The organism is Paenibacillus sp. KS1 (assembly GCF_001680695.1).
GTDB classification, from domain to species: domain Bacteria; phylum Bacillota; class Bacilli; order Paenibacillales; family Paenibacillaceae; genus Paenibacillus_B; species Paenibacillus_B suaedae.
In genome coordinates, this window is the sequence record NZ_MAIS01000095.1 from 1 (window position 1) to 23698 (window position 23698).

At 50.8% G+C, this 23698-nt stretch carries 20 protein-coding genes; 13 read left to right on the plus strand and 7 right to left on the minus strand.

Annotated elements, in window-relative coordinates; translation table 11 throughout:
- The first annotated feature begins 96 nt into the window (after positions 1-96).
- Both gerQ and BBG47_RS23505 read left to right on the plus strand, forming a co-directional pair.
- The gene (gerQ, locus tag BBG47_RS23500; protein WP_254659901.1) at positions 97-486 is read left to right on the plus strand and encodes a spore coat protein GerQ; all 390 of its coding nucleotides are present in this window, start codon (positions 97-99) and stop codon (positions 484-486) included.
- Between the two features lie 171 nt (positions 487-657).
- Positions 658-1929 carry an MGDG synthase family glycosyltransferase gene (locus BBG47_RS23505; RefSeq protein ID WP_065293741.1) on the plus strand — a complete coding sequence of 424 codons (1272 nt, stop codon included), beginning with the start codon at positions 658-660 and terminating at the stop codon, positions 1927-1929.
- Here the strand turns inward: BBG47_RS23505 and cysW are convergent.
- The 4 genes from cysW to BBG47_RS23525 form a co-directional block, all read right to left on the minus strand.
- Positions 1833-2678, minus strand: a complete 846-nt coding sequence (gene cysW, locus BBG47_RS23510) for a sulfate ABC transporter permease subunit CysW (RefSeq protein ID WP_065293755.1) — start codon at positions 2676-2678, stop codon at positions 1833-1835. The genes BBG47_RS23505 and cysW overlap by 97 nt on opposite strands.
- Before the next feature lie 142 nt (positions 2679-2820).
- Positions 2821-3693 (minus strand): sulfate ABC transporter permease subunit CysT, encoded by an 873-nt coding sequence (gene cysT / locus BBG47_RS23515; RefSeq protein ID WP_065293742.1) that lies wholly within the window; start codon positions 3691-3693, stop codon positions 2821-2823.
- A gap of 18 nt (positions 3694-3711) precedes the next feature.
- Entirely contained in the window at positions 3712-4791 is a 1080-nt protein-coding gene (locus BBG47_RS23520) for a sulfate ABC transporter substrate-binding protein (protein ID WP_065293743.1), read from the minus strand.
- Positions 4788-4985 (minus strand): YezD family protein, encoded by a 198-nt coding sequence (locus BBG47_RS23525; protein ID WP_021254199.1) that lies wholly within the window; start codon positions 4983-4985, stop codon positions 4788-4790. Before BBG47_RS23525 ends, BBG47_RS23520 begins: the two co-directional genes overlap by 4 nt.
- A gap of 373 nt (positions 4986-5358) precedes the next feature.
- On the opposite strand from BBG47_RS23525, the gene BBG47_RS23530 reads away from it, so the two are divergent.
- Positions 5359-6183, plus strand: a complete 825-nt coding sequence (locus BBG47_RS23530) for an aldo/keto reductase (protein WP_065293744.1) — start codon at positions 5359-5361, stop codon at positions 6181-6183.
- Positions 6184-6269: 86 nt separating this feature from the next.
- Here the strand turns inward: BBG47_RS23530 and BBG47_RS23535 are convergent, their stop codons facing one another.
- Positions 6270-6941 carry a 3'-5' exonuclease gene (locus tag BBG47_RS23535; RefSeq protein ID WP_021254197.1) on the minus strand — a complete coding sequence of 224 codons (672 nt, stop codon included), beginning with the start codon at positions 6939-6941 and terminating at the stop codon, positions 6270-6272.
- Between the two features lie 357 nt (positions 6942-7298).
- Between BBG47_RS23535 and BBG47_RS23540 the strand changes: the two genes are divergently transcribed.
- The 3 genes from BBG47_RS23540 to BBG47_RS23550 all read left to right on the plus strand — a co-directional run bounded on the left by BBG47_RS23540 (position 7299) and on the right by BBG47_RS23550 (position 9159).
- Positions 7299-8213, plus strand: a complete 915-nt coding sequence (locus BBG47_RS23540; RefSeq protein ID WP_065293756.1) for an EamA family transporter — start codon at positions 7299-7301, stop codon at positions 8211-8213.
- 109 nt (positions 8214-8322) lie between these two features.
- Positions 8323-8850, plus strand: a complete 528-nt coding sequence (locus BBG47_RS23545) for a hypothetical protein (RefSeq protein WP_065293745.1) — start codon at positions 8323-8325, stop codon at positions 8848-8850.
- Between the two features lie 120 nt (positions 8851-8970).
- On the plus strand, positions 8971-9159 hold the full coding sequence (locus BBG47_RS23550; RefSeq protein WP_065293746.1) for a hypothetical protein: 189 nt from the start codon (positions 8971-8973) through the stop codon (positions 9157-9159).
- 187 nt (positions 9160-9346) lie between these two features.
- Here BBG47_RS23550 and BBG47_RS23555 read toward each other — a convergent pair whose 3' ends face one another.
- Positions 9347-10435: a Gfo/Idh/MocA family protein gene (locus BBG47_RS23555; RefSeq protein WP_065293747.1), complete on the minus strand. Its 1089-nt coding sequence runs from the start codon at positions 10433-10435 to the stop codon at positions 9347-9349.
- A gap of 5 nt (positions 10436-10440) precedes the next feature.
- On the minus strand, positions 10441-11685 hold the full coding sequence (locus BBG47_RS23560) for an MFS transporter (RefSeq protein ID WP_065293748.1): 1245 nt from the start codon (positions 11683-11685) through the stop codon (positions 10441-10443).
- A 281-nt stretch (positions 11686-11966) separates the two neighbouring features.
- Here BBG47_RS23560 and BBG47_RS23565 point away from each other — a divergent pair, with 281 nt between their 5' ends.
- From BBG47_RS23565 to BBG47_RS23595, 7 genes are all read left to right on the plus strand, one after another.
- Positions 11967-12599 carry a hypothetical protein gene (locus BBG47_RS23565; protein ID WP_065293749.1) on the plus strand — a complete coding sequence of 211 codons (633 nt, stop codon included), beginning with the start codon at positions 11967-11969 and terminating at the stop codon, positions 12597-12599.
- Positions 12596-14083 (plus strand): contractile injection system protein, VgrG/Pvc8 family, encoded by a 1488-nt coding sequence (locus BBG47_RS23570; protein WP_065293750.1) that lies wholly within the window; start codon positions 12596-12598, stop codon positions 14081-14083. Before BBG47_RS23565 ends, BBG47_RS23570 begins: the two co-directional genes overlap by 4 nt.
- A 39-nt stretch (positions 14084-14122) precedes the next feature.
- Positions 14123-15268, plus strand: a complete 1146-nt coding sequence (locus BBG47_RS23575) for a pentapeptide repeat-containing protein (RefSeq protein WP_065293751.1) — start codon at positions 14123-14125, stop codon at positions 15266-15268.
- 80 nt (positions 15269-15348) lie between these two features.
- Complete coding sequence (locus BBG47_RS23580; protein ID WP_254659902.1) at positions 15349-15870, plus strand: imm11 family protein; 522 nt, start codon at positions 15349-15351, stop codon at positions 15868-15870.
- Positions 15871-15934: 64 nt separating this feature from the next.
- The gene (locus tag BBG47_RS23585; RefSeq protein ID WP_021254188.1) at positions 15935-16495 is read left to right on the plus strand and encodes a DUF4280 domain-containing protein; all 561 of its coding nucleotides are present in this window, start codon (positions 15935-15937) and stop codon (positions 16493-16495) included.
- A gap of 24 nt (positions 16496-16519) precedes the next feature.
- A complete protein-coding gene (locus BBG47_RS23590; RefSeq protein ID WP_065293753.1) occupies positions 16520-21199 on the plus strand; it encodes a DUF6531 domain-containing protein in 4680 nt (1559 codons plus the stop codon).
- A 48-nt stretch (positions 21200-21247) separates the two neighbouring features.
- Positions 21248-23698 (plus strand): RHS repeat domain-containing protein (locus BBG47_RS23595; RefSeq protein ID WP_139070749.1); only part of this gene is annotated, 2451 nt, incomplete at its 3' end.

Consider the following 23698-nt stretch of genomic DNA (forward strand, 5'->3'; position numbering starts at 1 on the left):
CCAATGCAGAGCATGCCAATGCAGAGCATGTCGATGCAGAGCATGCCGATGCAGAGCATGCCAATGCAGAACATGCCGATGCAGCAGCCTATGTCAATGCAGCAGCCTATGTCAATGCAGCAGCCGATTGCAACGCAGCAGGCATCTACAATGCCTCCTTCGGTCGCCAGCGGTAATGTGATTACGCCTTCCGGCACGGTTCTGACAGGGCTCCCGCAAGAACAATCCTTTATCGAGAACATTTTGCGCTTGAATCTTGGCAAGATCGGTACGTTTTATATGACATATGAGAACAACTCGGAATGGAATGCGAAGATATTCCGCGGTAAAATTGAGGCTGCTGGTCGTGATCATATCATTATCAGCGATCCGAGAACGGGTCAACGCATCATGCTGTTGATGGTTAACTTCGACTATGCGACATTCGATGAGCCGCTTAATTATGAATATCCATTCCGTCAGCCTGAATCTTCTGAAGAACAGTAATTAGGCTATCCGCCAGCAAGCCGCCGCCTCTCCGAGAGGTTAGGGCGGCTCTTTGCTTATATTCACAAAACATCCAACTTCCGTTAAACCTCTGATGAGGAACCAACGTTATAATCCGTGGGAAGGGAGAGAAAGATAAAATAATCTCAGGGAAAGGAGGGAAAATAAAGAATGCATAAAGCTGCTTACAAGATTATGATCTTAACGTCCCGTTTCGGGGAAGGGCATTGGATGGTAACGCAGGCGCTCAAAGGACACATGGAGCGGCTTGGCATGCAGGTTATTGTTGTGGATTTGATGGCTGAGGCGCATCCGATGATGGATGCGATGTTTCGGTTTTTATTTACGCAAAGCCAGACGATGTCGCAATACGGGATTCACTATTATGGCTGGAGCTACTATTCAACGCGCCGAATTGAACGTACACATCCACTTGTGCGCACAGGGTTCACACTAGGCAAGGGCAAGCTGAAGCAGCTACTGCTGGAGCATCGGCCTGACGGCATTATTAGTACATTTCCCTATTTCGACGTCTCATCTGTTGTCCGGCAGATGAACAAAGCGACTCCCACATTTACGGTCATCACCGATTACGATCTCCATCATCGCTGGATATTGTCCACCACAGATCACTACTATGTTGCAACTGTCGAATTAGCCGAACAGATGATGAGAGCCGGTATCGCTCCAGATCTAGTGCATGTAAGCGGCATTCCAATCCGTGATCAATTTGACTTGTACCCTCAGCAGCACACGATGCAGTCCTCCATGCAGAATGAAGAGCATGTGGAAGCACTATTCCATAAATATGGATTACATTCAGGGCTTCGAACTACGTTAGTGATGTCGGGTGGGCTTGGAGCGCAGGCAATATCCAATCGATTTCTTCGCCTATTGGAACGAATACCGAATCATCAGGTTGTTATTGTATGCGGCAGAAATGAACGCTGGGAGATAGAACTCAAGGAGAAGTTCCGTTTGTCGAGCAATGTACATGTATTCGGCTATGTGTCCTCTATTCATGAACTGATGTTATGCGCTAATGCAATGGTTACGAAGGCGGGAGGGGTAACCCTAACGGAAGCGCTTGCTATGCAGGTGCCTCTATTTATTGCGCGCCCGCAGCCTGGTCAAGAGCGGGAAAATGCTCGGTATTTCGCAAGGCATGGTGCAGCTGTTGTCGTGCGGCAGGACGTTGAGCTGGCGATGAGACTCTGCGAGGCGTACAATCAGCCAGCCCTGCTTGAATCCATGAAGCGAAGCATGGTGAGTCTGGCGCGTCCGTATGCTGCGAAACGAATCGCAATAGATATTCTGGACGCGATGACAAGCGAAACCTATCCAGCTCAATCCCCCTTGCGCGCCAGCCAGTGCTTGGCTGCAATGGTTAACAATGCTACACATACGAGCAGTGAAGAGACAGCGAATGCTGCCGAGAATTGATATTCATTATATAAAATCTCAATATGGAGCGGCATTGTGTTCGTCTCGCCTCGTATATGCCCAGATACGACGGATACCGCCCCGAATTCCCCCATTGCCCTCGCATTGCAAATGATTATGCCGTATAACAGTCCCCACTTGATATTGGGCAGCGTCACACGCCAGAACATTCGCCACCCGCTTGCTCCTAAGGTGGCCGCTGCCTCCTCCTCCTGTATTCCTTGCGTCTGCATGAGCGGAATGAGCTCCCTGGCAACGAAGGGGAATGTGACAAATAACGTAGCTAATACAATGCCTGGAAGAGCAAAGACGATTCGAATATTTTGATTGTCCAGCCATTCTCCAAACCATCCATTTGAGCCAAAAATTAAAATAAATAAAAAGCCTGCAATGACAGGCGAGATTGAGAAGGGGAGATCCATCATAGTAATGAGCCATTGCTTGCCGCGAAATGAAAATTTGGTGATACACCAGGCTGCTGCAATGCCGAAAATTGCATTTAAAGGCACGGCGATTGCTGCAGTGACAAGCGTGAGCCGGATCGCTGCTAAGGCATCTGGGTCAACAAGTGCTGCCAGATAGACATCAGCTCCGCGCTTGAATGCCTGCACGAACACGGCCGCAAGCGGGAGCAGAATGACGAGCGCAATAAAGCCAAGAGCAGCGGCAATGAGCAGGTATCGGACATAGGATGATTCCGTTGTACATGCGCGAGATTGCGGCGCTGATGGCAAAAGTCCGCCTCCCATTGACTTGCGCCTAGTATGAGGGGGGGATTTAGGTTGTTCCGTAAGCAATGAGGTATCGGTCATACGGGTGATCTCCTTGTTTTCGCGTTTTCAAGTATTGTTGATGGGGTGAATCGGAGTGCAGTTTCATCCTTCATTGGCTCTAATGGGGCATAACGCGTCTGCCCATTCTCCATTGAATGAAATTGATGATAAACAGCAGGACAAAAGATATAACAAGCAATACAAGTGCAATAGCCGTGGCTGCGGCATATTCATATTGTTCCAGCTTCGTCATAATAAGCAACGGTGCAATCTCAGTCTTATATGGCATATTACCGGAAATAAATACAACGGAACCATATTCGCCAATTCCACGTGCAAAGGCAAGCGCAAAGCCTGTCAGCAGCGGCGGTATGAGTTCGGGGAAGATGATTCTGGAGAATACCGCCCAACGCTTGGCACCCAAGGTTGCCGCTGCTTCCTCAACTTCCGTGCTCCATTGCTCTAAGATTGGCTGAACGGTTCGCACCACGAAGGGGAAGCCAATAAAGGTCAGCGCGATCATGATGCCAACCTGTGAATAGGCGCTCTGTATGCCAAGCGGATACAACAGCTGTCCAATCCAGCCGTTCTCTGCATAGATGGAGGTCAGAGCAATGCCTGCGACAGCAGTAGGGAGTGCGAATGGCAGATCAATCAAGCCGTCTATCCATCGCTTTCCTGGAAATGAATAACGGACAAGCACCCAAGCGACAATCAGTCCAAAACAGACGTTGAGGAGTCCCGCGGCACAAGAGACGATAAAGCTGATCCGATATGCTGCGATGACACGGTCATCCAGCACCGTGCTCCAAAACTCGCCCCAGGTTAATTCAGATGACTTCAAGACGATGGCTGACAGCGGTATGAGTACGAGGAGAGACATATAAATCAGCGTATAGCCTAGTGTGAAGCGGAAGCCGGGAAGCACCGAATACGATGCTTTCCTCGGCTTGATGGGAGATCGGTCAAGGTGAGCGGATTGTGTGGTCATGATATCCCGTGCTCCCTTCTACTTTTTATAAATTTGATCAAATAATGCTCCATCAGCGAAGTGCTTCTGATGCGCGGCTTCCCATCCGCCGAAGTCATCCTGAATGGTGAGCAGCTTAAGTTCGGGGAACTGTGCCTTATGTTTGGCCGCAACGGCTTCTAAGCGTGGGCGGTAATAATGCTTTGCTGCAATCTCTTGTCCTTCCTCTGAATACAGATAGGATAAGTAAGCTTCGGCGACTTTGCGGGTTCCTCGCTTATCCACCGTTTTGTCGACGACCGCTACAGGCGGTTCCGCCAATATACTTAGCTTAGGAACGACAATTTCGAATTTATCCTGCCCAAGCTCGTTTGTGGCGAGGAAAGCTTCATTCTCCCAAGAGATGAGTACATCACCGATTCCTCGCTCCACGAAGGTGGTCGTTGCTCCGCGCGCGCCTGAATCGAGTACGGGGACATTGGCATAGAGGGCGGAGAGGAATTGCTTCGCCTTCTCTTCATCTTGTTTGTTCTCAGAGAGGGCGTACCCCCAAGCGGCGAGATAATTCCAGCGGGCGCCTCCGGAAGTTTTGGGGTTCGGTGTGATGACTTGAATACCGGGCTTGATGAGATCGTTCCAATCATGGATTCCCTTAGGGTTGCCCTTGCGCACAAGAAACACGATCGTGGAGTAGTAAGGGGCACTGTTATGCTCAAAGCGTGTCTGCCAGCCCTCTTGAATCAAGCCAGCCTTGCGAATAGCATCAATATCGTACGCAAGGGCTAGGGTAACGACATCGGCCTTCAAGCCGTCGATGACAGCGCGTGCTTGCTTGCCGCTGCCGCCATGTGATTGCTTCACGGTGACGTTCTGTCCGGCCGCTTCTTTCCAGTGTGCGGCGAATGCCTTGTTGAAATCAGCGTATAGCTCACGGGTTGGATCGTAGGAAACGTTCTGTAGTTCCACAGTCTCTTCAGAAGCAGTATTAGGCTTAGCTCCTTCTGCTTCTCCCTGTTTGCCTGAACCTGAATCGCTGCGTCCGCAGGAGGCCATCAAGGAGAGCGTCAACACAGAAAGCAGGATGATGATACGTACAGGTAAACGACGTTGTACTTTCATCGGGATTGTCTCCTTTCTTTCGCGCCTTCCAGCTCGAAGCGGGTACGTTCTGTCCGTTCCAGCTGTACAATGTGGCCGTCATGGATCGTGATGGTCAGTGATCCATAGTTGAGTCCTTTCAATTGTTCTGCGATTCGCTCCAGCCACTTCGGATGGATGGTATCTAACCCGATTTGTGTTGGTTGACTGCTCATATACATTCCTCCCTTGAACATGAATACAAAAAAACCGAAGACACCCCTAAGCATGCAGTTAGGTATGCGTCTCCGGTGATCCGGTCGACAGAAGTCGTGAGTCGTTGTACTTAGTTGATTAATCATTATATTTCCTATAAGATAACTAAGGTATTAGTGTTATGGCAGTATGTTATCAGCAACCGGATAGGAAGTCAATGCCGCTGCCCACTTATTTCCAAAGTTATATTAAGTTCTGGGAAATCGTGAAATGTGCTTGCCCGAAACGCGTTTACAATAGCTTTGTTATGAGGTAGGACAGGATGGTTTGCACCAGACTGCCGTTTACGACTATACTGAAATTGTTGCTACATTTATGAAGGAGGCAATGAACATGCAAATTACGTTGAACAATGGCTTGAGCATGCCGCAGCTAGGTCTTGGGGTATGGCGCGTTGAAGAGGGACAGCAGGTGAAGGATGCAGTGAAGACTGCATTGGAGACGGGCTATCGCTTAATCGATACGGCAGCTATTTATCAGAATGAAGCAGGCGTTGGCGAAGCGATTAAAGAGTCAGGTGTGAAGCGTGAAGATATATTCTTGACGACGAAAGTATGGAATTCCGAGCAAGGATATGATGCTACCCTGAAGGCGTTTGATGAGAGCTTACATAAGTTGGGAACCGACTATCTAGATTTGTATTTGATTCATTGGCCAGTTCCTTCCCGGGATTTGTATGTGGACACATACAAAGCATTGGAGAAGCTCTACGCAGACGGACGCGTGCGTTCGATTGGCGTATCCAACTTCCATATTCCTCACTTGGAGCGTTTGGCGCAGGAATGCAGCGTGAAGCCGGTTGTGAATCAGGTGGAATGCCATCCGCGCTTGGCTCAGAACGAGCTGCGTGAATATTGCCAGCGCCATGATATTTATTTGGAAGCTTGGAGCCCGCTGATGCAGGGTGGAGATATTTTGCAGAATGAAGAGATCGCTGCGATCGCGGCCGCACACGGCAAGACATCAGCTCAAGTGGTTATTCGCTGGCACTTGCAGCATGGCCATGTCGTCATTCCGAAGTCGATTACACCATCGCGCATACGCGAGAACTTCAATGTATTTGATTTCGAGTTGAGCAGTACTGAGCTGAGCAGCATCGATGCACTTAATGAAGATAAGCGAGTTGGTCCGAACCCGGATGAATTCGCAGTTACGTAACAGCAATTATTCGTTCGTTGCAACCCTGATATAGAATGGGAAAGTAAATAGAACACGGTTTGCCCCACCTCGGGACAAACCGTGTTCTATTTGTCTTCGTCCATATTCCAATTGGCAAGCGCTGCGAATGGATTGTCTCGATCCTCATTGCTTGTATCATCTCGATATACAACATTGCTCTCATAGCTCGGATGTTCTTGAACCTCATTGCGAGTCAACTGAATGTGCTCCTGCATCTGTATATATACGAGTGCTGTGTTGTAGGCATCATCCAGTGCCCGGTGCTGATTCCCGACGAATGGGACGTCCAGTGCTTCCAGCGCTGCCTTAAGTCCAATCTGCTGATTATGCTCACGTTTCAGGGCAGTAGATACTTGCTTTTGCAAATTGTTATGATTGCGAAGCCAGTGCAGTGGAATCTTCTTCTGGCGGCATTCCTTTAGGAATTGGGATTTATCATCCGGCCCCCAGGAACATAGTGCATAGTCATCCGTGTCAATCCACGCGATGAATTGATCAAGGACATCCTGCAGGGTGGAGGCATGTGTAATATCCTCTTGTGTAATACCGGTAAAATTAACAGTATCATCTGTTAACTTGGGGGAAAGAGTCGGTTTGACGAACGCTTGAAACGTGTCAGCAACGGCGAATGTTCCCTCGTTCTCCGTCACTTTCACCGCCCCAATTTCAATGATTTCGGCAAACGCCCCTTTTTTGCGCTTTACGGTCATTTCCAAATCATAAATAATTGCTAACATGGTGCCGCTCCTATCTTTATTGACAGCGTATGATGCTTATATTGTAACACAAGTTGCGCCGGTCGTTGGAGGAACTACTTGGATTCTGCTGCTGCCCGAATTGAATCTATTCATTGACAGCGTGAAGGAAGCTTACTACAATGGAAGGGCATAAATAGAACGGTATGCACCAAACTCTATTTACAGTGTCGGAAGCTGTGAATAGAGAGGCGAAATTTTGCAAAGGCGTGTGAGTGGCCGCGTTCGGTAGAAGAACGCACAGCTTTGTATTGCCACAGCGCTTGGTTTCGTTCGCCCCCTGCTATAGAACGCAGGGGGCTTTTTTGCGTGTATAAGCGAGAGGAGCTTGACATCAATATGAAATTACTTCAGTATGCTTTGCTTGTATTCCTTGGGGCTTGCAGCTATGGAACTCTGTCTTCCATAATGAAGCTCGGGATCGGAGAAGGGTTTACCGTTCCAGAGATTGTAGGCGGACAATATTTCTTTGGGTGGCTGATGCTTGTGGTTATGACACTACTCTTCTCACGACATAAGCTGCGCTGGAAGCAAGCCGCGGTGCTGCTCGCTTGCGGATTGTCTGTGAGCTGCACTTCGATTACGTACGGCCTTGCCGTAGGAGAATTGCCAGCCTCCATAGCCGTTGTATTTCTATTCCAATTTACGTGGATTGGTGTATTGCTGGAAGCGGTTGTTACGCGCACGCGCCCTGAACCGATGAAGATCATTTCGGTTATCATCCTGCTCGTAGGTACTGTCTTCGCGGGCGGTCTCGCTGATCATGGATTGTCCGGATTGAGCTGGAAAGGGGCGGTGTTCGGAATAATTTCCGCAATATCGTTTGCGATATATATTTTTGTGAGTGGGCGTGTTGCAACCGATGTGCCTATTTTGACGAAGAGCTTATCCATGATTACGGGGGCAATGGTTGTTGTATTCCTCATGTTCCCGCCAGCATTCATTATGGATGGCACCTTGGTAGATGGATTGTGGAAGTTCGGATTACCTATGGGGCTGCTGGGCATTATTATCCCAGTCATTTTCTTCGGAATAGGTGTCCCGAAGATTGGTTCTGGATTAGGCACGATTTTAGGAGCGGCTGAGCTGCCGGCAGCGGTAGTGATGTCTGTACTTGTTCTCCGGGAACAAGTTACGATGTTGCAGTGGGCAGGAATCGTACTGATTTTAGGAGGCATCTGTTTGCCGCAGCTGACTCTGGTGAATCAAAAGAAGGCGAACACAAGAGAGAAGATAGAGCGTACAGGTGCATAATTAGAATAATAATGCATATTGTCGAATGGAGTAGGAAGGGGAATCGGTACAGCTCGTCGAAGTGGGAATAAAGCTACTGAACAACCTGTGGGAAAGGGAGAAATGCGCTATGCATCATGTCGTATATCAGAAACAGAAAGCAGCAGCCCGATTGTTCATTGCATTCATTTGTATCCTATTCTCGGCGGGCCTTATCGTTCTGGCCGTGCTCGATTTCAAATTGCCGCTCAGCTTGCGAATTGCCCTGGCAGCGGCTGCATGCATTGGATTCGCTTATTGCGGGAGCAATCTCGTCGTATCCGTGCGTGCCTTAACAGCAGGAACCAATATCCTACTGACCTATGATCAGGAGACAATATGGAATGAATATGGACTCCGCGCAGCATGGGCAGATGTAGTCGATATTCGTGTCGAGCAGGGGCGAGTGGGCATCTTGTTCGTCCCGGTATTCCCCACGTTCGTTGTCGTTCTTAAGGACGGAACGAGCAGGAAGGTTGAGACGTTCCATACATTAACGGATCAGGAGATGAACGAATGGAGGAATCGATTGAAGCGGCATCAGAAGGTCGTTCAAGGCAAGGCAGAGGCCGCGGAGCAATCGATGCCACTCGAAATGAAAGAAATTACACTTACCTAAGATGTACTTGTATTTTGCTTCTATAATGGAACATATACTCATGAATCTTTTATATAGGAAGAACAAGCTAACACTATTTTGAATGCTATATTTTCATTTATAGGATGTGGGGGATGATTAGTGGCGAAATTAAGTGTAAAACAGCAATTATTGGCTACTTTTATTGTTTTTGTAGTATCAATCGTTGTTGCTATCGCAACACCTTGGAATCAATATAAAACACTATTTATGACCCCTGTTATAGTTTTTTCTGCTTTTGTTGGTACCTTAATTTCAAAAAAAATCTTGAAAAATGACGATAAAAGTTAGGGGGAAGTATGGGGATTTTATACATTGATGAGGCCGGTAATTCAGGTCTTAAAGATCTAAAGGATCAGCCTAATTTAGCTTACGGTGGGCCATTTATTGAGTCAACTAATAGGCTAGTACGTCCCTAATTGGGAAGTACTAGCCTTCTTCTCGTTGCCACAAGGGAATTCATGCTTATCGATCAAACCTAGTTCTCCGTACCCAGCCATAAATCTATCGGCCGCTGTACGGCTGCGTGGAATGGCAGCTCAATCTTGCGCCCTAATCGGGCGGAGGCATATGCTGCGTAGATGATTTCGAGTACGGCACGCCCGTCCTCGCCTGTTACGCAAGGCTCTAGATTTTGCCGGACACAGGTAATGAAGTGCTTCAATTCCTGTGGATATCCTTGATTGAATGCTTCTTCATAGATGGTGAACGACCACCCTTGGGTGGAGCCTGCCTTCTCCATCGCATAATCATAGCCATGTTCGCTATAGGTCAGAGCAGCGTTGCCTTGAAAGAGGTCCGCATAGCTTACTCCCTTCGTACCGTATACTTCTATGTTGTCTGTCATCCCGCCAGGCTTCGCCCAGCTGTCCTCCGCGATTGCCGTTACACCATTCTCGAACTCTACGATCGTAATCGCATTATCTTCGCCCTTCGTTATCTCGCCATGTAGTACAGTAGACATTGTCGCATATACGCTTTTCACTTTGGCGCCGCCCATCATCCAGCGGAACCATTGCAGCGCATGGCAGCCCAGATCCATGAGCACGCCGCCGCCAGCCTGCTTGATGTCATAGAACCAATCACTGTGCGGACCAGAATGCTTCTCTGCCTGCTTCAGCATATACACATCGCCAACGGCTCCCAGCTCGATCAGCTTGCGTACCCGCTCGAACTTCGGTGCGAAGCAGAGCTCTTCCGCATACATGAGCTTCACTTCTGCGCTGCGGCATGTCTCGATCATCTCGTCGGCCTCTTCCAAGGTAACGCATAGCGGCTTCTCTACGATAACGTGCTTGCCCGCTTGCGCAGCTGCTATACATACGCGGTGATGGAGGAAGTTCGGCAGGCAGATGTCCACAACCTCACAACCGGAATGCGCCAACAGCTCATCCATGTCTGTATACACTTGCGGTATTCCATGCCGTGCAGCGAATGCTTCTCCTTTCTCACGATTGCGGGCATAGACAGCGACTACCTCTGCCTCTGGAACGAATCGGGTAAAGGACTCCATATGAATGTCGGCCACGAAGCCAGCGCCGCAAATGGCTACTTTCGTACGATTCATTACGCTTATCTCCTTTCAAATGCCGCATCATGCTGGTGAACAGCATGTGTGGATGGTTTCGATTTGAACAGCAGCAGGAACAACAGTGCCACGACAAGCGCAGCGCCTGCCGGGTACAGCCAGAAGCTCTTCCATTGTGCAAGCGCAGCAGTTCCGCTAGCTGTCACGGTATCGTTGAACAGACTGCCGGCGATAAGTGAGCCGAAGTAGATGCCGATTCCCTGCGTGAACAGGAGCAGCAAGCTTTGTGCCTGCCCCTTTACTTGGCTGTCTGCTTGCTGCTCGGCATAGATGAATCCGGTTACAAAGAAGAAATCATAACAGATTCCATGGAGAGCAATGCCTACGATGATGAGTGATCCAATCTGATCAGGCCCACCGAGGGCGAATAGGACGTAACGAAGTGTCCAAGCAATCATGCCGATCAGGAGCATGATTTTGATGCCTAAGCGGCGGAAGAAGAACGGGATGAGCAGCATAAAAGCGATTTCCGACATCTGGCCGATCGTCATAACGCTGCCTACATTGGCGAACCCAGCAGCCTCTAAGAAGGGAGACGCAAACGAATAATAGGCTGCAAGTGGGATGCAAATAAGCATCGAGCAGATGATGAAAAAACAAGAGCTTCGCTCCTTAAGCATCTGCAGCGCGTCAAGACAGAGCAGGTCGCGAACAGAGAGAGACTTTCCTCTGGCGGGAGCGGGCGTATTGGGCAGAGTGAAGCTGAATATACCGAGCAAGAGGGATGCAATAGCAGAGATGTAGAAGATGACGGAACTGTCGGAGTAGCCCAGTTGGCCGATAAGGACGCCTGCCACGATCCATCCGATTGTGCCGAACACACGAATCATCGGAAATGTCTTTGCAGCATCCGCAATATGGTGAAAAGCTACATTGTTGCTTAGTGCCAGTGTAGGCATATAACACAGCATATACAGAAAAAGCGTCCACAACAGCGTTGTTCCGCTGCCTGCCTCGACTTGCCTGCCGACCATCCAGAGAAGTGCACTGCCTGCAAGATGAAGGAGGCCCATCACTTTCTCAGAGGCGAAGAAGCGGTCAACTACCATGCCGAGGAAGAAAGGAGCAATAATGGATGCAATCGCTCCAACGGAGTAAGCGGTTCCAATAATGGATGACAAGCCATATTTGCTGAGTGTAAGCCCCGCAGTGGCGTACCAAGCCCCCCATACGAAAAACTGCATGAACATCATGAATGATAATCGTGGAATAACGAGCCTTCGCTGCATCTGCCTCCTCCTCACTTTATTTTACAAGGATGAATGTCTGTGCTGTAACGCTATTATCATTCATATTCAACTGAGTTGTCTACTACGCATACAAGTTGCTGGCGAACTGGTGCACATAGATGGATCATTTTTTGAATTTCCCTAAAAATAGGAAGGTTCAGTCTTCATAGGATTCCAGTATTTGCCGATATATTCAATAAAGATTTGGATATTTATACAATTTTGGAAAGAAGAAAAACAGGCACATCAGATGAAAGATTCCAAGTGAGGGGGAATTGGCGATGAAGCATGCGAAAAATCAGCCGAAAATCGACTCGCCCGGTGCTGGATCAGTAGGATCTGAAAAGCAGCGGATGCAAGACGAGCAGATGGCGGAACATGCGGCCCGTATGAATGCAGAGGAGCAGTGGCGAGAGGATATGCGCAACGGAGTTCACCATGGCGGCGTCGATCTGAACGGCACGATTGTGGAATTCGAAAAGCAAGACTTTTTCGAGCCTGGCCTGAGCTTTTTATTTCCGAAGGATTTTCTCCTGTGCACGCTAGAGACCGAACAACAGATGGTTTATCAGAATGAGGCTCATGCTCTGAACATCATCTTGCAATATACAGAACGTCCTGAGCAGGCCATCGACTTGAGGCAGATGAAGACGGACATGATTCGCAGCATGGCAAACATGGAGCTTCATACCGAGTGGCTGGAGGACGGAACGGAGGAAGTGAACGGGCAGTCGATCCATTACTGCTCCTTTTTGAATCCAGTGGCGCATGGCAAGGTGTTCAATTTCTTGTTCTTTGTAGATGCCGGACGCAAACGCCTTATCGCCAACATTAATGGGAACGACAAGCATGTAAAACGATGGTCCATCATCGCACTGGAAATGATTCGATCGGTGGAGGTGGCGAGCGCATGAGTGTATCGACATTATCCTATCAAAATGTGCGAATAAAGCCATTTCCCCATATGCAGCTGCTGGAGCTTGCCATCGTGCAGCAGGTGAATGAGCATGGGAAGCTCACCTTTACGGGCGTCATCGCCGAGGAGCATAAAGACAATGATCTCTTTTCGCTGAACGAGCAGACGCCGGTTCAGGTGATGGAGCTTCTGGAGCAGGGCGGAGAACGGATATTGTTTTCCGGGATTGTCACCGAGATGCGCATCGAACGGACGAGGGATGTATATACGATTCAGGCGGAAGCATGGACAAGCTCCGTCATGTTGGATATTCGCGTCAAGAGCAGGTCTTTTCAAGACGCTTCGATGACATACAGCCAGTTAGTTCGGAAAATGGGCGAGGATTACTCCAATTACGATGTGCAGTACACGACGGATCATAATCCGGGTATCGGACAGTTCGTCCTGCAGTATAAGGAAACGGATTGGGCATTTTTGAAAAGAATGGCCTCTCGCCTCGACACGGTTGTGGTGCCCGCCGAGAAATTCAAGGATATCAAGTATTTTTTCGGACTTCCCGATATCGGGACGGTTAAGAAGCTGGATGATTACCAATATGTCGCCAAGAAGAAGCTGGCGGATTATATGGCTTATCACCATAATATTCGGCCGGATTCCCAAGAGAGCGACTTCATCTCTTATGAGGTAACGACCAGACAACTGATGCATCTGGGTGACGCTGTAGATTTCCAGAGGGCGAGGCTGTATGTCGGGAAAGTCGTCTCGACAATGGACAAGGGAGCTATGACGCACACCTATACGATTACTACCCGCAAAGGTTTGAACCGGGAATTGCCATTCAACGAAGCCATCAGAGGAGCTTCGATAGGAGGAACGGTTCTGGCAATTAACAGAGACAAGGTCAAGGTTAGGCTCGATATCGATAAGAATCAGGATGCTAGTACGGCGCACTGGTTCCCTTACTCTACTGTATTTGCATCTGCGGATGGAAGCGGCTGGTATTGCATGCCGGAGGCAGGGGACAGTGTGCGCGTGACATTCCCAAGCGAGCGGGAGGAGGAGGCATTCGCCATCAGTTCGGTCAATTCCTATGCCGGCGAACCTGCAGGTGCTTCTCCGGGTGGCCAGGGAGCGGGTGCAACGGCATCCAGCGGCGGTTCGCAGGATCGGATGGCCGACCCGAATGTTCGTTACTTCCGCAATTCGGCAGGCATGGAGGTTACGTTAGCGCCAGGTCATGTGCTCATTTCGGCCAATAATGGGCAAGCGACGATTATGCTGGATCAGAGCGGCTCGATCACGATTGCCGGTCAGAAGGAAGTGTCGCTGACGTCCAAGGAGAATGTGACCATCCGGGCGGACAAGAAATTGCTCATGACGGCTAGTGAGGAAATCGCGATAGAAAGCCAGAAGGGCGGCAAAATCGTGCTGAATAGCGGTGGAAATACGGAGCTCAAAGGAACCGAAGTATTTACGAACTAGCAGACATTTCTGGCGCTTGGTGCGGAAAGGACGATCGAAGTGACAAGAGACGAAGCGCTGCGCCATTGGTTGGATACGGCCGTGGCCGACAAGCGCATGGAGCTGATGCTGGCACTCCATCGGGAGGTGCTGGCGCATCGGGACAGGCTAACCGGCGAATGGATCGAGTCGTTCAAGCAGCTATGCGCGGACATCCGCCGCATGCAGGATGAGAAGCGGAAAGGCAAGATCAAGTATATTCATTATTCAATCCTGCGGAGCCAGATTTTGATCGGGGATCATCGCTGCCGCATAGCTGCGTATGATGCACAGTGGCATGGCGACACTTCGACATGCACGGCCGAGTATGACGCGGGCTGGGCGTTCGCTAAGTTGGACGAATTCAAGCGGCATCTGTCCGAGACAAGTAAGAAGTATGTCGGCAAGCTGCTGCCGGCTGACGTGGCAGTTGTAGTGCAGGGAGATATCGTCTGGTACATGGCCTATTTGATCAAGCTTGCCAGATATGCACTGAGAGAGGCCGTGCGAACAGACGAATTCGCAGCAATTGATAAGGAAAATGAACTGTTCATCTATGTGGGCGAGCACCGGGATCGCGGAGAGCTGGTGTACAGATACGAGGCAAGAACCAAGGACGTCGAGACGCTGAAGGAGATGTTCTCTGACAGCGGCAGATCGGAATATGTGTATGAAGTTTTTCACGGCGCGAATTTGAGCGGCATGTACTTTCAACTGCTGAATCTTAGTTTTGCCGACTTTTCCGAAAGTGCACTGGTTGGCAGTTTGTGCTTGGGCTGTGGGCTAATCGCAGCCGATTTTCGCGGAGCGAATCTGCAAGGAGCTGACTTGAGCAATAACATCTTGCATGGTGCGAGCTTCCGTGAGGCGAATTTGCAATCTGCCAAGTTGGAGCATATCAAGGCGGGAATGAGTTTTCCGTCGCAGGAACAGCTCCATATCCCACCCTTCATGGAGACAAGCTTTGCGGGGGCGAATTTAGAGCAGGCGAGCTTTCGGGGAGCAGAGCTTAGAGGAGCCGACTTCCGAGGGGCGGTGCTGACGGGAACGAGCTTCGCGGATGCGGACTTGGCCGGGGCGATGTTCCGGGCGTCAGATGTGAAGCGGCTTGATTTAACTGCTGAGCAGTTGGCGCACATCATCATCGATGGAAGCGATAAGGCGTGATCAGCGAAGGTTGGATGGTTAGGCTGGGTTGAAGGGGATGAGCAAAGGTGGACTACTTTATCATTTCGCAGGATGAGTGCGTGGAAAACAAATTTCAATTCGCTGGCTTGAAATCCACCAATAAAACGATTGAGCTTACGCCGGATCTTGCGGATGAAATCAATGACATTACGGCTGTATTCGTCGAAGGCCATGCAGACAGTGTATACCCCGATTATATCGGCAAGCCGGTCGTTCTCGTAGCGGATGAGCTGAAAAAGGTACTGGAGCGGCATAATTCGGAATTGGCATACAAATGCGCCGTGTTGTCAGATCCGAAGAATAGCATGCAAAAGATATATTGGCTGCTTCTATTGCCGAGGGTGGATTGTTTATCGGATCGTACTGTCTTCGACAAGACGGGGGCAGTGAAGCGCATCGTCATTGATCGAGCGAAGGCAGACGGCCATGCGGTATTTCGCGTGCAGGGACTGCTGGAGAAGCACGTCTTCATCAATCTCGATGTTGCCGAGAGCTTGCTGCGTAAGGAACTGCTGGGCATTAAGCTGGAGAAGGTGGAAAGCTGCTGCGAGCCGGATCCTACATCGTTTGATTCTGCATAGTTTGGATCCTGCACTGTTTGTACTCTTGCATATTTTATACCCTCGCATAGGATGTGCTCTCGTTATGTTCGAAACTTGCATCATTCTGTTCGCAAACGTTGCGGCAGATAACGGTCAGGAGGAAATGGAAATGGAATTAATGATGGATGACGGAGGCGGACAGAAGGAGCCGAAATACGTCGTGCACGGTGCATATTGCTTTTGTCCCCAAGGGTCACGTCCAGCACGGATCGTCGTTCCAGCAAGCCATGGGGATTACATTCATGATCAGCCGCAGCTGAACGTGAACGATTGCGTGCCAATGGTCAATATCAGGCCGTTCGGCTTGTGCAAGAGTACGAGGAACCCTGCGGTGCAGGCCGTCATCAATGCGCTTCCCCCGATGCCGAAGCAGGAGGAGGCCGGCTGGTTCGCCAGTCTTTTTATTAAGAAAGAGGCACCACCGCCCGAAAAAGTGCCGGAGCCCGAATGTGTGGCGATGTGCGTGCCGAATATTACGTTTCCGTGGCAATCCGGGAAAGAGGATGTGTTGATCGAGGAGGCGCCCGCACTGCTCGATACGTGTTGGAATAAATGCGTATACGGTGAAACCATCAAGATTGTTCATAACGGTCAAAGGGAGTAAAAGCTGGCGGGAGGAGGGGCAAGAATGAAACTGCCATTTGGCGAATTGAGTGTGGAGATGGATGCGGAACTGCAGCGCATTACCGAACTCTCCTTGCATATGAGTGTCAATGAACATATTGAGCTTCGACTCAGCGCCATCATACCGGAGCAGAAGAAGGATGGATTCCTTCATGATCTGAAATTCGGTGATCGGGTTATTGTTCGGCGCGAGTTGGGAGAGAACGAGGAAGACGGGCGAAGCTGGCATGGAGACGTGCTGTTTCAGGGCATCATTCGGACTATGGAAATAAGCTGCGTCCGACAGGTATATATGCTGCAGGTGGAGGCAGTGTCCTCCACCTATATGATGGATATTGAGCGCAAGAGACGCTCTTTTCAGCAAGTAGACTCGACCTATAGTGAAGTGATCGAACAGGTGCTGAGCAGTTATCCGAAGGCAGATTACTTGGATTATGCCATGAACGGTGCCAAAATAGGACAACTAATTGTGCAGTATGACGAGACGGACTGGCAATTTGTAAAGCGCTTGGCATCGCATGTTGGCGCTGTCGTCCTGCCGGATGCGACTTCCGGGGCGGTTCGGTTCTCAGTTGGCGTCTCCTTGAACCAGCAGCCCGTCGCTGTTGCCAATGAGCATTATGTGATTCACAAAGATCTGCGCCGCTATCTCCTCGCCCAGACGAATGAGGATTCCAGGCTGCAGGATACGGATTTTATCAGCTTCGAGGCAGATATACGCCGCTTGCTGCCGCTCGGGATGCCAGTGATCTTCGACCGAGGGGTGTTCGTCGTCCATCAGGCGAAGCTTGCCATCCAAGACGGCCTCCTTCGCTGCACCCATTCGTTCTGCAGCGTTGATGGCGTAAGGCAGGGCCGGATCTTTAATACTCGGCTTCAAGGTGTGTCATTGGAAGGAACGATAACGGAAGTGTCGCGCAATCAGATCCGGGTTCATCTCGGCATTGATCCCGCACCGACTGTAGGGAATACGTGCTGGTTCCCGTATTCAACTGGCATCGATAACCAGATTTCGTACCTGATGCCGAAGCCAGGCTCACAGGTGAAGCTGCACCTGCCAACCGTGAACGAGGGAGAGGCCATTGCGATCGGATCGGTCAGACAAGGAACGGAGCAGAGCAAGTATGGGCATAAGCTCGCTGATCCGCAGAACCGGTCGCTGACCAACGATACGGGCAAGGAAATGCGGCTCACTCCACACGATGTCATATTCATCGCTGATGATGCGGGCTGCATCAAGTTGCGGCTGGCAGGCGACGGGACAGTCGAAATCGCAGCCAATACCGATATGTATGTGCGGTCTTCGGATAACGTGTCGATTGGAGAGAGCGGGAGTGCCGCGGAGGAAGCAGTCCCGGTCGTGCCTAAGCGGATCAGCGTATCTGCCGGGGAGGATGTGCTTCTTAGTCGCAGTCCTGGGGAATTCGTTACTCTTGAGCATGCGATTGCCGTTCAGGATGCGACTTATGTGATGGCAGCCAAAATCAATTATTTGGGCGAGCCGGGGAAGCCGCCAGCTGTGACCTTCGATGACAGCGCTCTGTTGGAAGAAGATGCGAAGCAGATGAAGGAGGTTAACGATCAGGCGCTCGCCTATCGGGAAGCGTGCATTGCCAAGGCGGAGGAAGCGAAGAGCAAGATCGGGTTCGGGGTCATTGCGCTCGTCGTAGGCGTCGTGGCCGTGGCTGCTGCAACGGTAGTGACGGGAGGCGCAGCCTTGCCGCTTATCATTGGTGCGGCAGGCGCCGTGTCCGCGGTCGTAGGAGCGAGCGAAATCGCGGAGGGCAGAGAGGATTTCGCCAAGGCCCAGGTGGGTGATTTGTCCCAATCCTACAATTTCATGCGGGATACGGTTCTTGGAGGGAACGAGGAATTATATAATATCGTCAAATACGGCTCCGTCACCATTTCCGTGCTTGGGGGAGGCTTCATGCTCGGCGGCACTACCTTGCTGGCAGGGGGATTAAGCGGCGGTGCCATTAGCACGGGCGTAACCGCGATATTCGATCCGTATGCTCCACTTGACGGGAGCTTCTCGTGGGGAGCGCTTACCGGGCATTACTTGAAGAGCTTTTATAACGGCGCCCTTGCGGGGACCATTTCCGCAGGTATATTAAAGGGCGGGTGCGGGGCTGGCTGGTTAACCCAGTTCGGCCAAAGATATGCGGCAAGCTACGTGTCCGCGAACGTGCTGCAAATTAGCAATTCCGGCAATTCGGATCTGGCTGGCAACGCGGTAACAAGCGTCTTTGGAGCGGCATTTTCTTTTATGGGCGGCAAGAATCCATTTGGAAGATACGGTGCTGGAGTTGCGGGCGATATGACGGGAGAATCGGCTCTCCAGCTCTGGAAGAACGGCCAGCTCGATAAAGAGACGCTGCTCAATCAGTTGAAAATATCGTTGGTCAGTAATGTCGGCAACCTGGTGACGAAGGGAGATCCGATTGATGTCGCCAAAGGAAGATTCTATGTACAGGCGACCGATCTGGTTGTGCACGATATTGGAGATGTGCTGGAACTGACGCGCAGCTTCAACTCGCACAATCCGTTCGTCGGGCTGCTCGGCAAAGGGTGGATCAGCGCGCTGGAAAGCTCGCTTACCCGAATTGAAGATCGGGCATTCCTGATCTGTATGGACGGGCATTATGAGAGTTTCGTTCAGCAAGACGGTGAATGGAGAAATGAACGGGCAGGTGCGCTCGATTACCGCCTGATTGATGTGCCTGACAAGGAACGTTATCTCGTCAAACACCAGCATATGACTTATGTGTATGACGGGGCTACAGGACGGTTGCAATCGTTCTGTGATCGCAATGGCAACGAAACGCTCCTCACGTATAATAAGCACGGATTAAGCACGGTAACGACACCGGGTGGGAAGCTGCTGACGATGACGTGCGAATATGGGAAGCTGCTGGCGGTTGAGGATAATATCGGTCGCAAGGTTGCGTACTGCTATGACGGCGATTTGCTAATCGGGGTTACCTACCCGAACGGAGGCAAGGTAGCCTATCTGTATGATACGGAAGGGCGGCTGCTGACCATAACGGATCAGAATGGACGCACGTACGTCCGCAACGTCTATGATCGTCAGGATCGGATTGTCACTCAGTATGATTATGAGGATAACCGAACCGATATTACGTATGACGAACGCGGCAGACAGACGACCTTTACGTTCCATGCTACCGGAGTAACGGAGACTTTCCGTTACAACCGCGATTATTTCGTTACCGCAATTGAGTACGGAGACGGAACACAAGAAGCATACACCTACGATGTTTTCCACAATAAGAACAGCCATACCGCGGCGAACGGCGCCATAACGCAGTGGGAATATGACCCGTACGGCAATTTGCTGAAGGAGACGCTTCCTGACGGATCGCACATTTGCTACCAGTACGACGAGGAGCAGAACCGGATCTGCACTCGAACATCATATGGCAGCGAGACGCACTATACCTATGACGCTTGCGGCAATCTGCTGGAGGAGCGCGTTCGGGTTGATGACGAGAATGGGGTTTTTAATGCGGCGGCTTCGGCATATGCCGTTACTTCCTATCGATACGATGAGCGCGGCAGACTGCTTCGCCGGATCGACCCGCTCGGATATGCAACTTCTTACCGCTATGAGGTGCAGCATGCAGACGCGCCAACCCTCGTCGAGGATGCGGAGGGGCAGCAATTCCGGTACGGCTATGACGATGCTGCGCGCTTGACGAGCATCGGAACCGCGTATGGAACGGTAGAGTTTGCCTACAATGCAATCAATCAGCGAACGCGCATTACGGATGCGGCCGGCAATACAACCATTCTGTTCTATGACCCGATGGGAAATCTCGTGAAGAAGGTGCTCCCGAACGAATACGTGGAGCAGCGGGGCAACGGGATAGGGACGGAATATCGGTATGACTTCATGGATCGGCTCATTCGGACGACGGATCCGATGGGCAATGAATATCGGGTCATGTATGACATTCACGATAATGTGATTAAGGAAGTGAACCCGAATCATTATACCCGCAAGGACGATGATGGGGCGGGCATTGAATATGTGTATGACCACCGGAATCGCCGCGTGAGAACGTTGTATCCGGACGGCGGGATTGCACGCACGAAATGCGATGCCGCGGGCAATGTGATCAAGACGATTGATCCGGAGCATTACGATCCAGTGACAGATGACGGGCCGGGAATGGGATATGCGTATGATGCGATGAACCGTCTGATCCAGATTACAGACCCGGAAGGGCATGTAAGCCGCCGTTTCGTATATGACGCCGCTGGAAGAGTGATCAAGTCGATTGATGCTCACGGCTGGCTGAGCGGCACGACGGATGAAGAGCGCTTTGGCACACTTTATGCTTATAATTGCGCAGGTTGGCTCTCTGAGAAGCGAGAGCCAGTGGAGGAAGCAGACGGAACGATTCGGTACAAGCTGACGCAGTATCGATATGATCTTGCAGGCAACCTGCTGGAGGAGAAACGGACGGCTGAGCATGTAAGCGAAGCAGGATATCCGGGTCTCTATTACAGTATCCGCTACCGTTACGACAAGTTGGGCCGGGTCATGATGATTCGTGACGATACCGGAGCCGAGGTTCATTATACGTATGATTGTCTCAATCAGAAGACGTCCGAGCGGCGCAAGATAAGCGATCGGAAAGAGCAAATTACCTCCTAGGAGTATAATGCGGTCGGCTGGCTGGAGCGGAAGATTGAACGGATTGACGTGGAAGACCTCGCAGAAGAGCGGGCAGGAAATGAAGGCGAGAAGGTTGCGGCTGTTACTTCGTATCGGTATGATCGCAACGGCAATTTGCTTAAGCTCGTTACACCGGAAGGATATGAGACGGAAGTAAGCTACGACCGGGCCGATCGCATCGTGCAGATTAGCCGCAGGCTGAGCAAGACTGCCAAGGCTAGCAGTATGTATTTCAAATATGACCACGCAGGCAATGTGCTGGAAGAAACGGATGCGAACGGCAATCGCGTTCTATACGGCTATGATGTTATGAATCGGCGGATTCGCATCGTAGGCAAGCAGGGAGATACGACAAGGCTCTTCTATGATAAGAACGGGCAAGTTGTGAAGCATGTCGCACCGAATCAATATAATAAGCTGACCGATGATGGCGAAGGCACGAACTATCAGTATGACGCGATGCAGCGCTTGACCGAGGTGCGAGATGCCTACGGACACATTGTAGAGCGGAATCGTTACAATGCAGCTGGCGAACTGATGCGCAAGCTCATTGACGGCGTTGAAGTAGAATATACGTACACGATTGGCGGACGGGTGAAGCAGATTCGGACAGCGGAAGCGATCGCTCGCGGCAAGGTGAGCCAGCAGTATACGTACGACGCACTCGGTCATATTACGGGCATTGTAGATGGGGAAGGCAATGCTACGAATTATAAGGTAGATGCATGGGGCAATGTTCGAACCGTGACTCGTGCAGACGGAAGCGAAGAGCGGTACGGCTATGATTATGCTGGGAATATTACCAGCTCGACAGATGGCAACGGGAATACAACGCAGTATCAGTACAACAGCATGGGCAAGCTGGCAGCCGTAATTGATCCTTCGGAGCAGAAGATGGTGTACCAGTACGATCGGCAAGGTCGTCTCGCCCGCCAGATCGATCGCAATGAGAAAGTGATTGAGTACGAGTATAACTTCAACGATCAACTGGTGAAGCGTAGAGAAGTTTCCTCCGGTAAGGAAGAGATGTTCGTTTACAATGGCGATGGCACGCTGCGAGCTGCACAGAATGAGCATATGCGCTACGACTACGCGTATACGGCGGACGGAAGGCTGTCAGCGAAGTACTGGAGCGAGCCTGCGGAGATTGCAGGGGGTCTGTCAGATGCTGAGAAGCTGCGCCAGTCCGTAATCGAATCGAAGCAGCGCTCGCTAACGGATTCGGTTATGGGGTCGAAGGGCAATCCGACTAACGACCTTATAAACAAGCCGGTTCACAGGCAGGAGCGGGTTCGACGGAAATGGTTCATGGGAACCCACTCTGCAGAGGAAGCGGGCGGCACCAAAGGATTGAATGATTCGAACAGCTCGAATGGCTTCGCTGGGATTAGCCGCTCGAACAGCGCGGGTGGCTTCAATGGCATGAACGTTCCGAACGACACGAACCTCCTGAATGGGGGGGACAGCTCGAAAAGCCCGAATGGCTACAATAGTTTGCCTGGCTCCAATGTTCCAAACGTTTCGAATGGTTTGCACAGATTGCAGATGAATGGGACGGGCGATCAACAACATGGCGGCATAGAACGAATCAGTGGGCAATCCGGGCAGCATGCAGGCCAGAGTGCGGGACTCGATGGGGCGAATTCTGTAGGAGATACATCGCAGAGATTACAGCATGGGCGGCATGATGTAAATCCAAGTGATGCCCATCAACAACAAGCAGGTAAGTTGCCGAATCAACCAAACGACGTTCAACAGCAATTGCGCGAACTGGAATCGCGTGGCGCTCGCAAATTGTTGGAGTACCGCTACGACGCAGGCGGCAACATGATTGGACTGACCGATGCGGCAGGCAGACATATTGAATATCGCTATGATAAAATAGGACGTATCCAGGAAGTGGTACAAGGCGAGGAATGTCTTGCGCAATATCGATACGGAGAAGGCAATCGCATCGCCTCGATCTTGTATGGCAGCGGTGTCGGCGTCGAGTATGGCTATGACCGGGATGGTCAAGTGAAGAGCTTGCGCGCGACGAGTCCGGAAGGCGACCAACTGCTGAACTATGAATACAGCTATGACGGCAACGGTAACCAGACAATGAAGATGGAGCCGCAGCAGATGACGCTGTATAACTACGACAGCTTAAATCGGCTGAAGATAGCGGATTACGGCAGCGGCGCACAGGAACAGTTCAGGTATGACCGGGCAGGCAACCGCATTAGCCGCATCCTAGACGGGATGGCGACAAGCTATTCATATGACAGCCGGAACCGATTGCTTTCCATTTTGCAAGAGGACACGGAGCAGAAGACGGAGTTCGAATATGATCGTCAGGGCAATCTAATCTTGGAGCAGTCGCACCTCGGCACCACTGCCTATGCGTATGATGCGTTCAATCGAACCTCCAAGGTACTCATGCCGGACGGCTCATACATGGAGCATGGCTACGACCCGGAAGGACTACGCAGTTGGGTT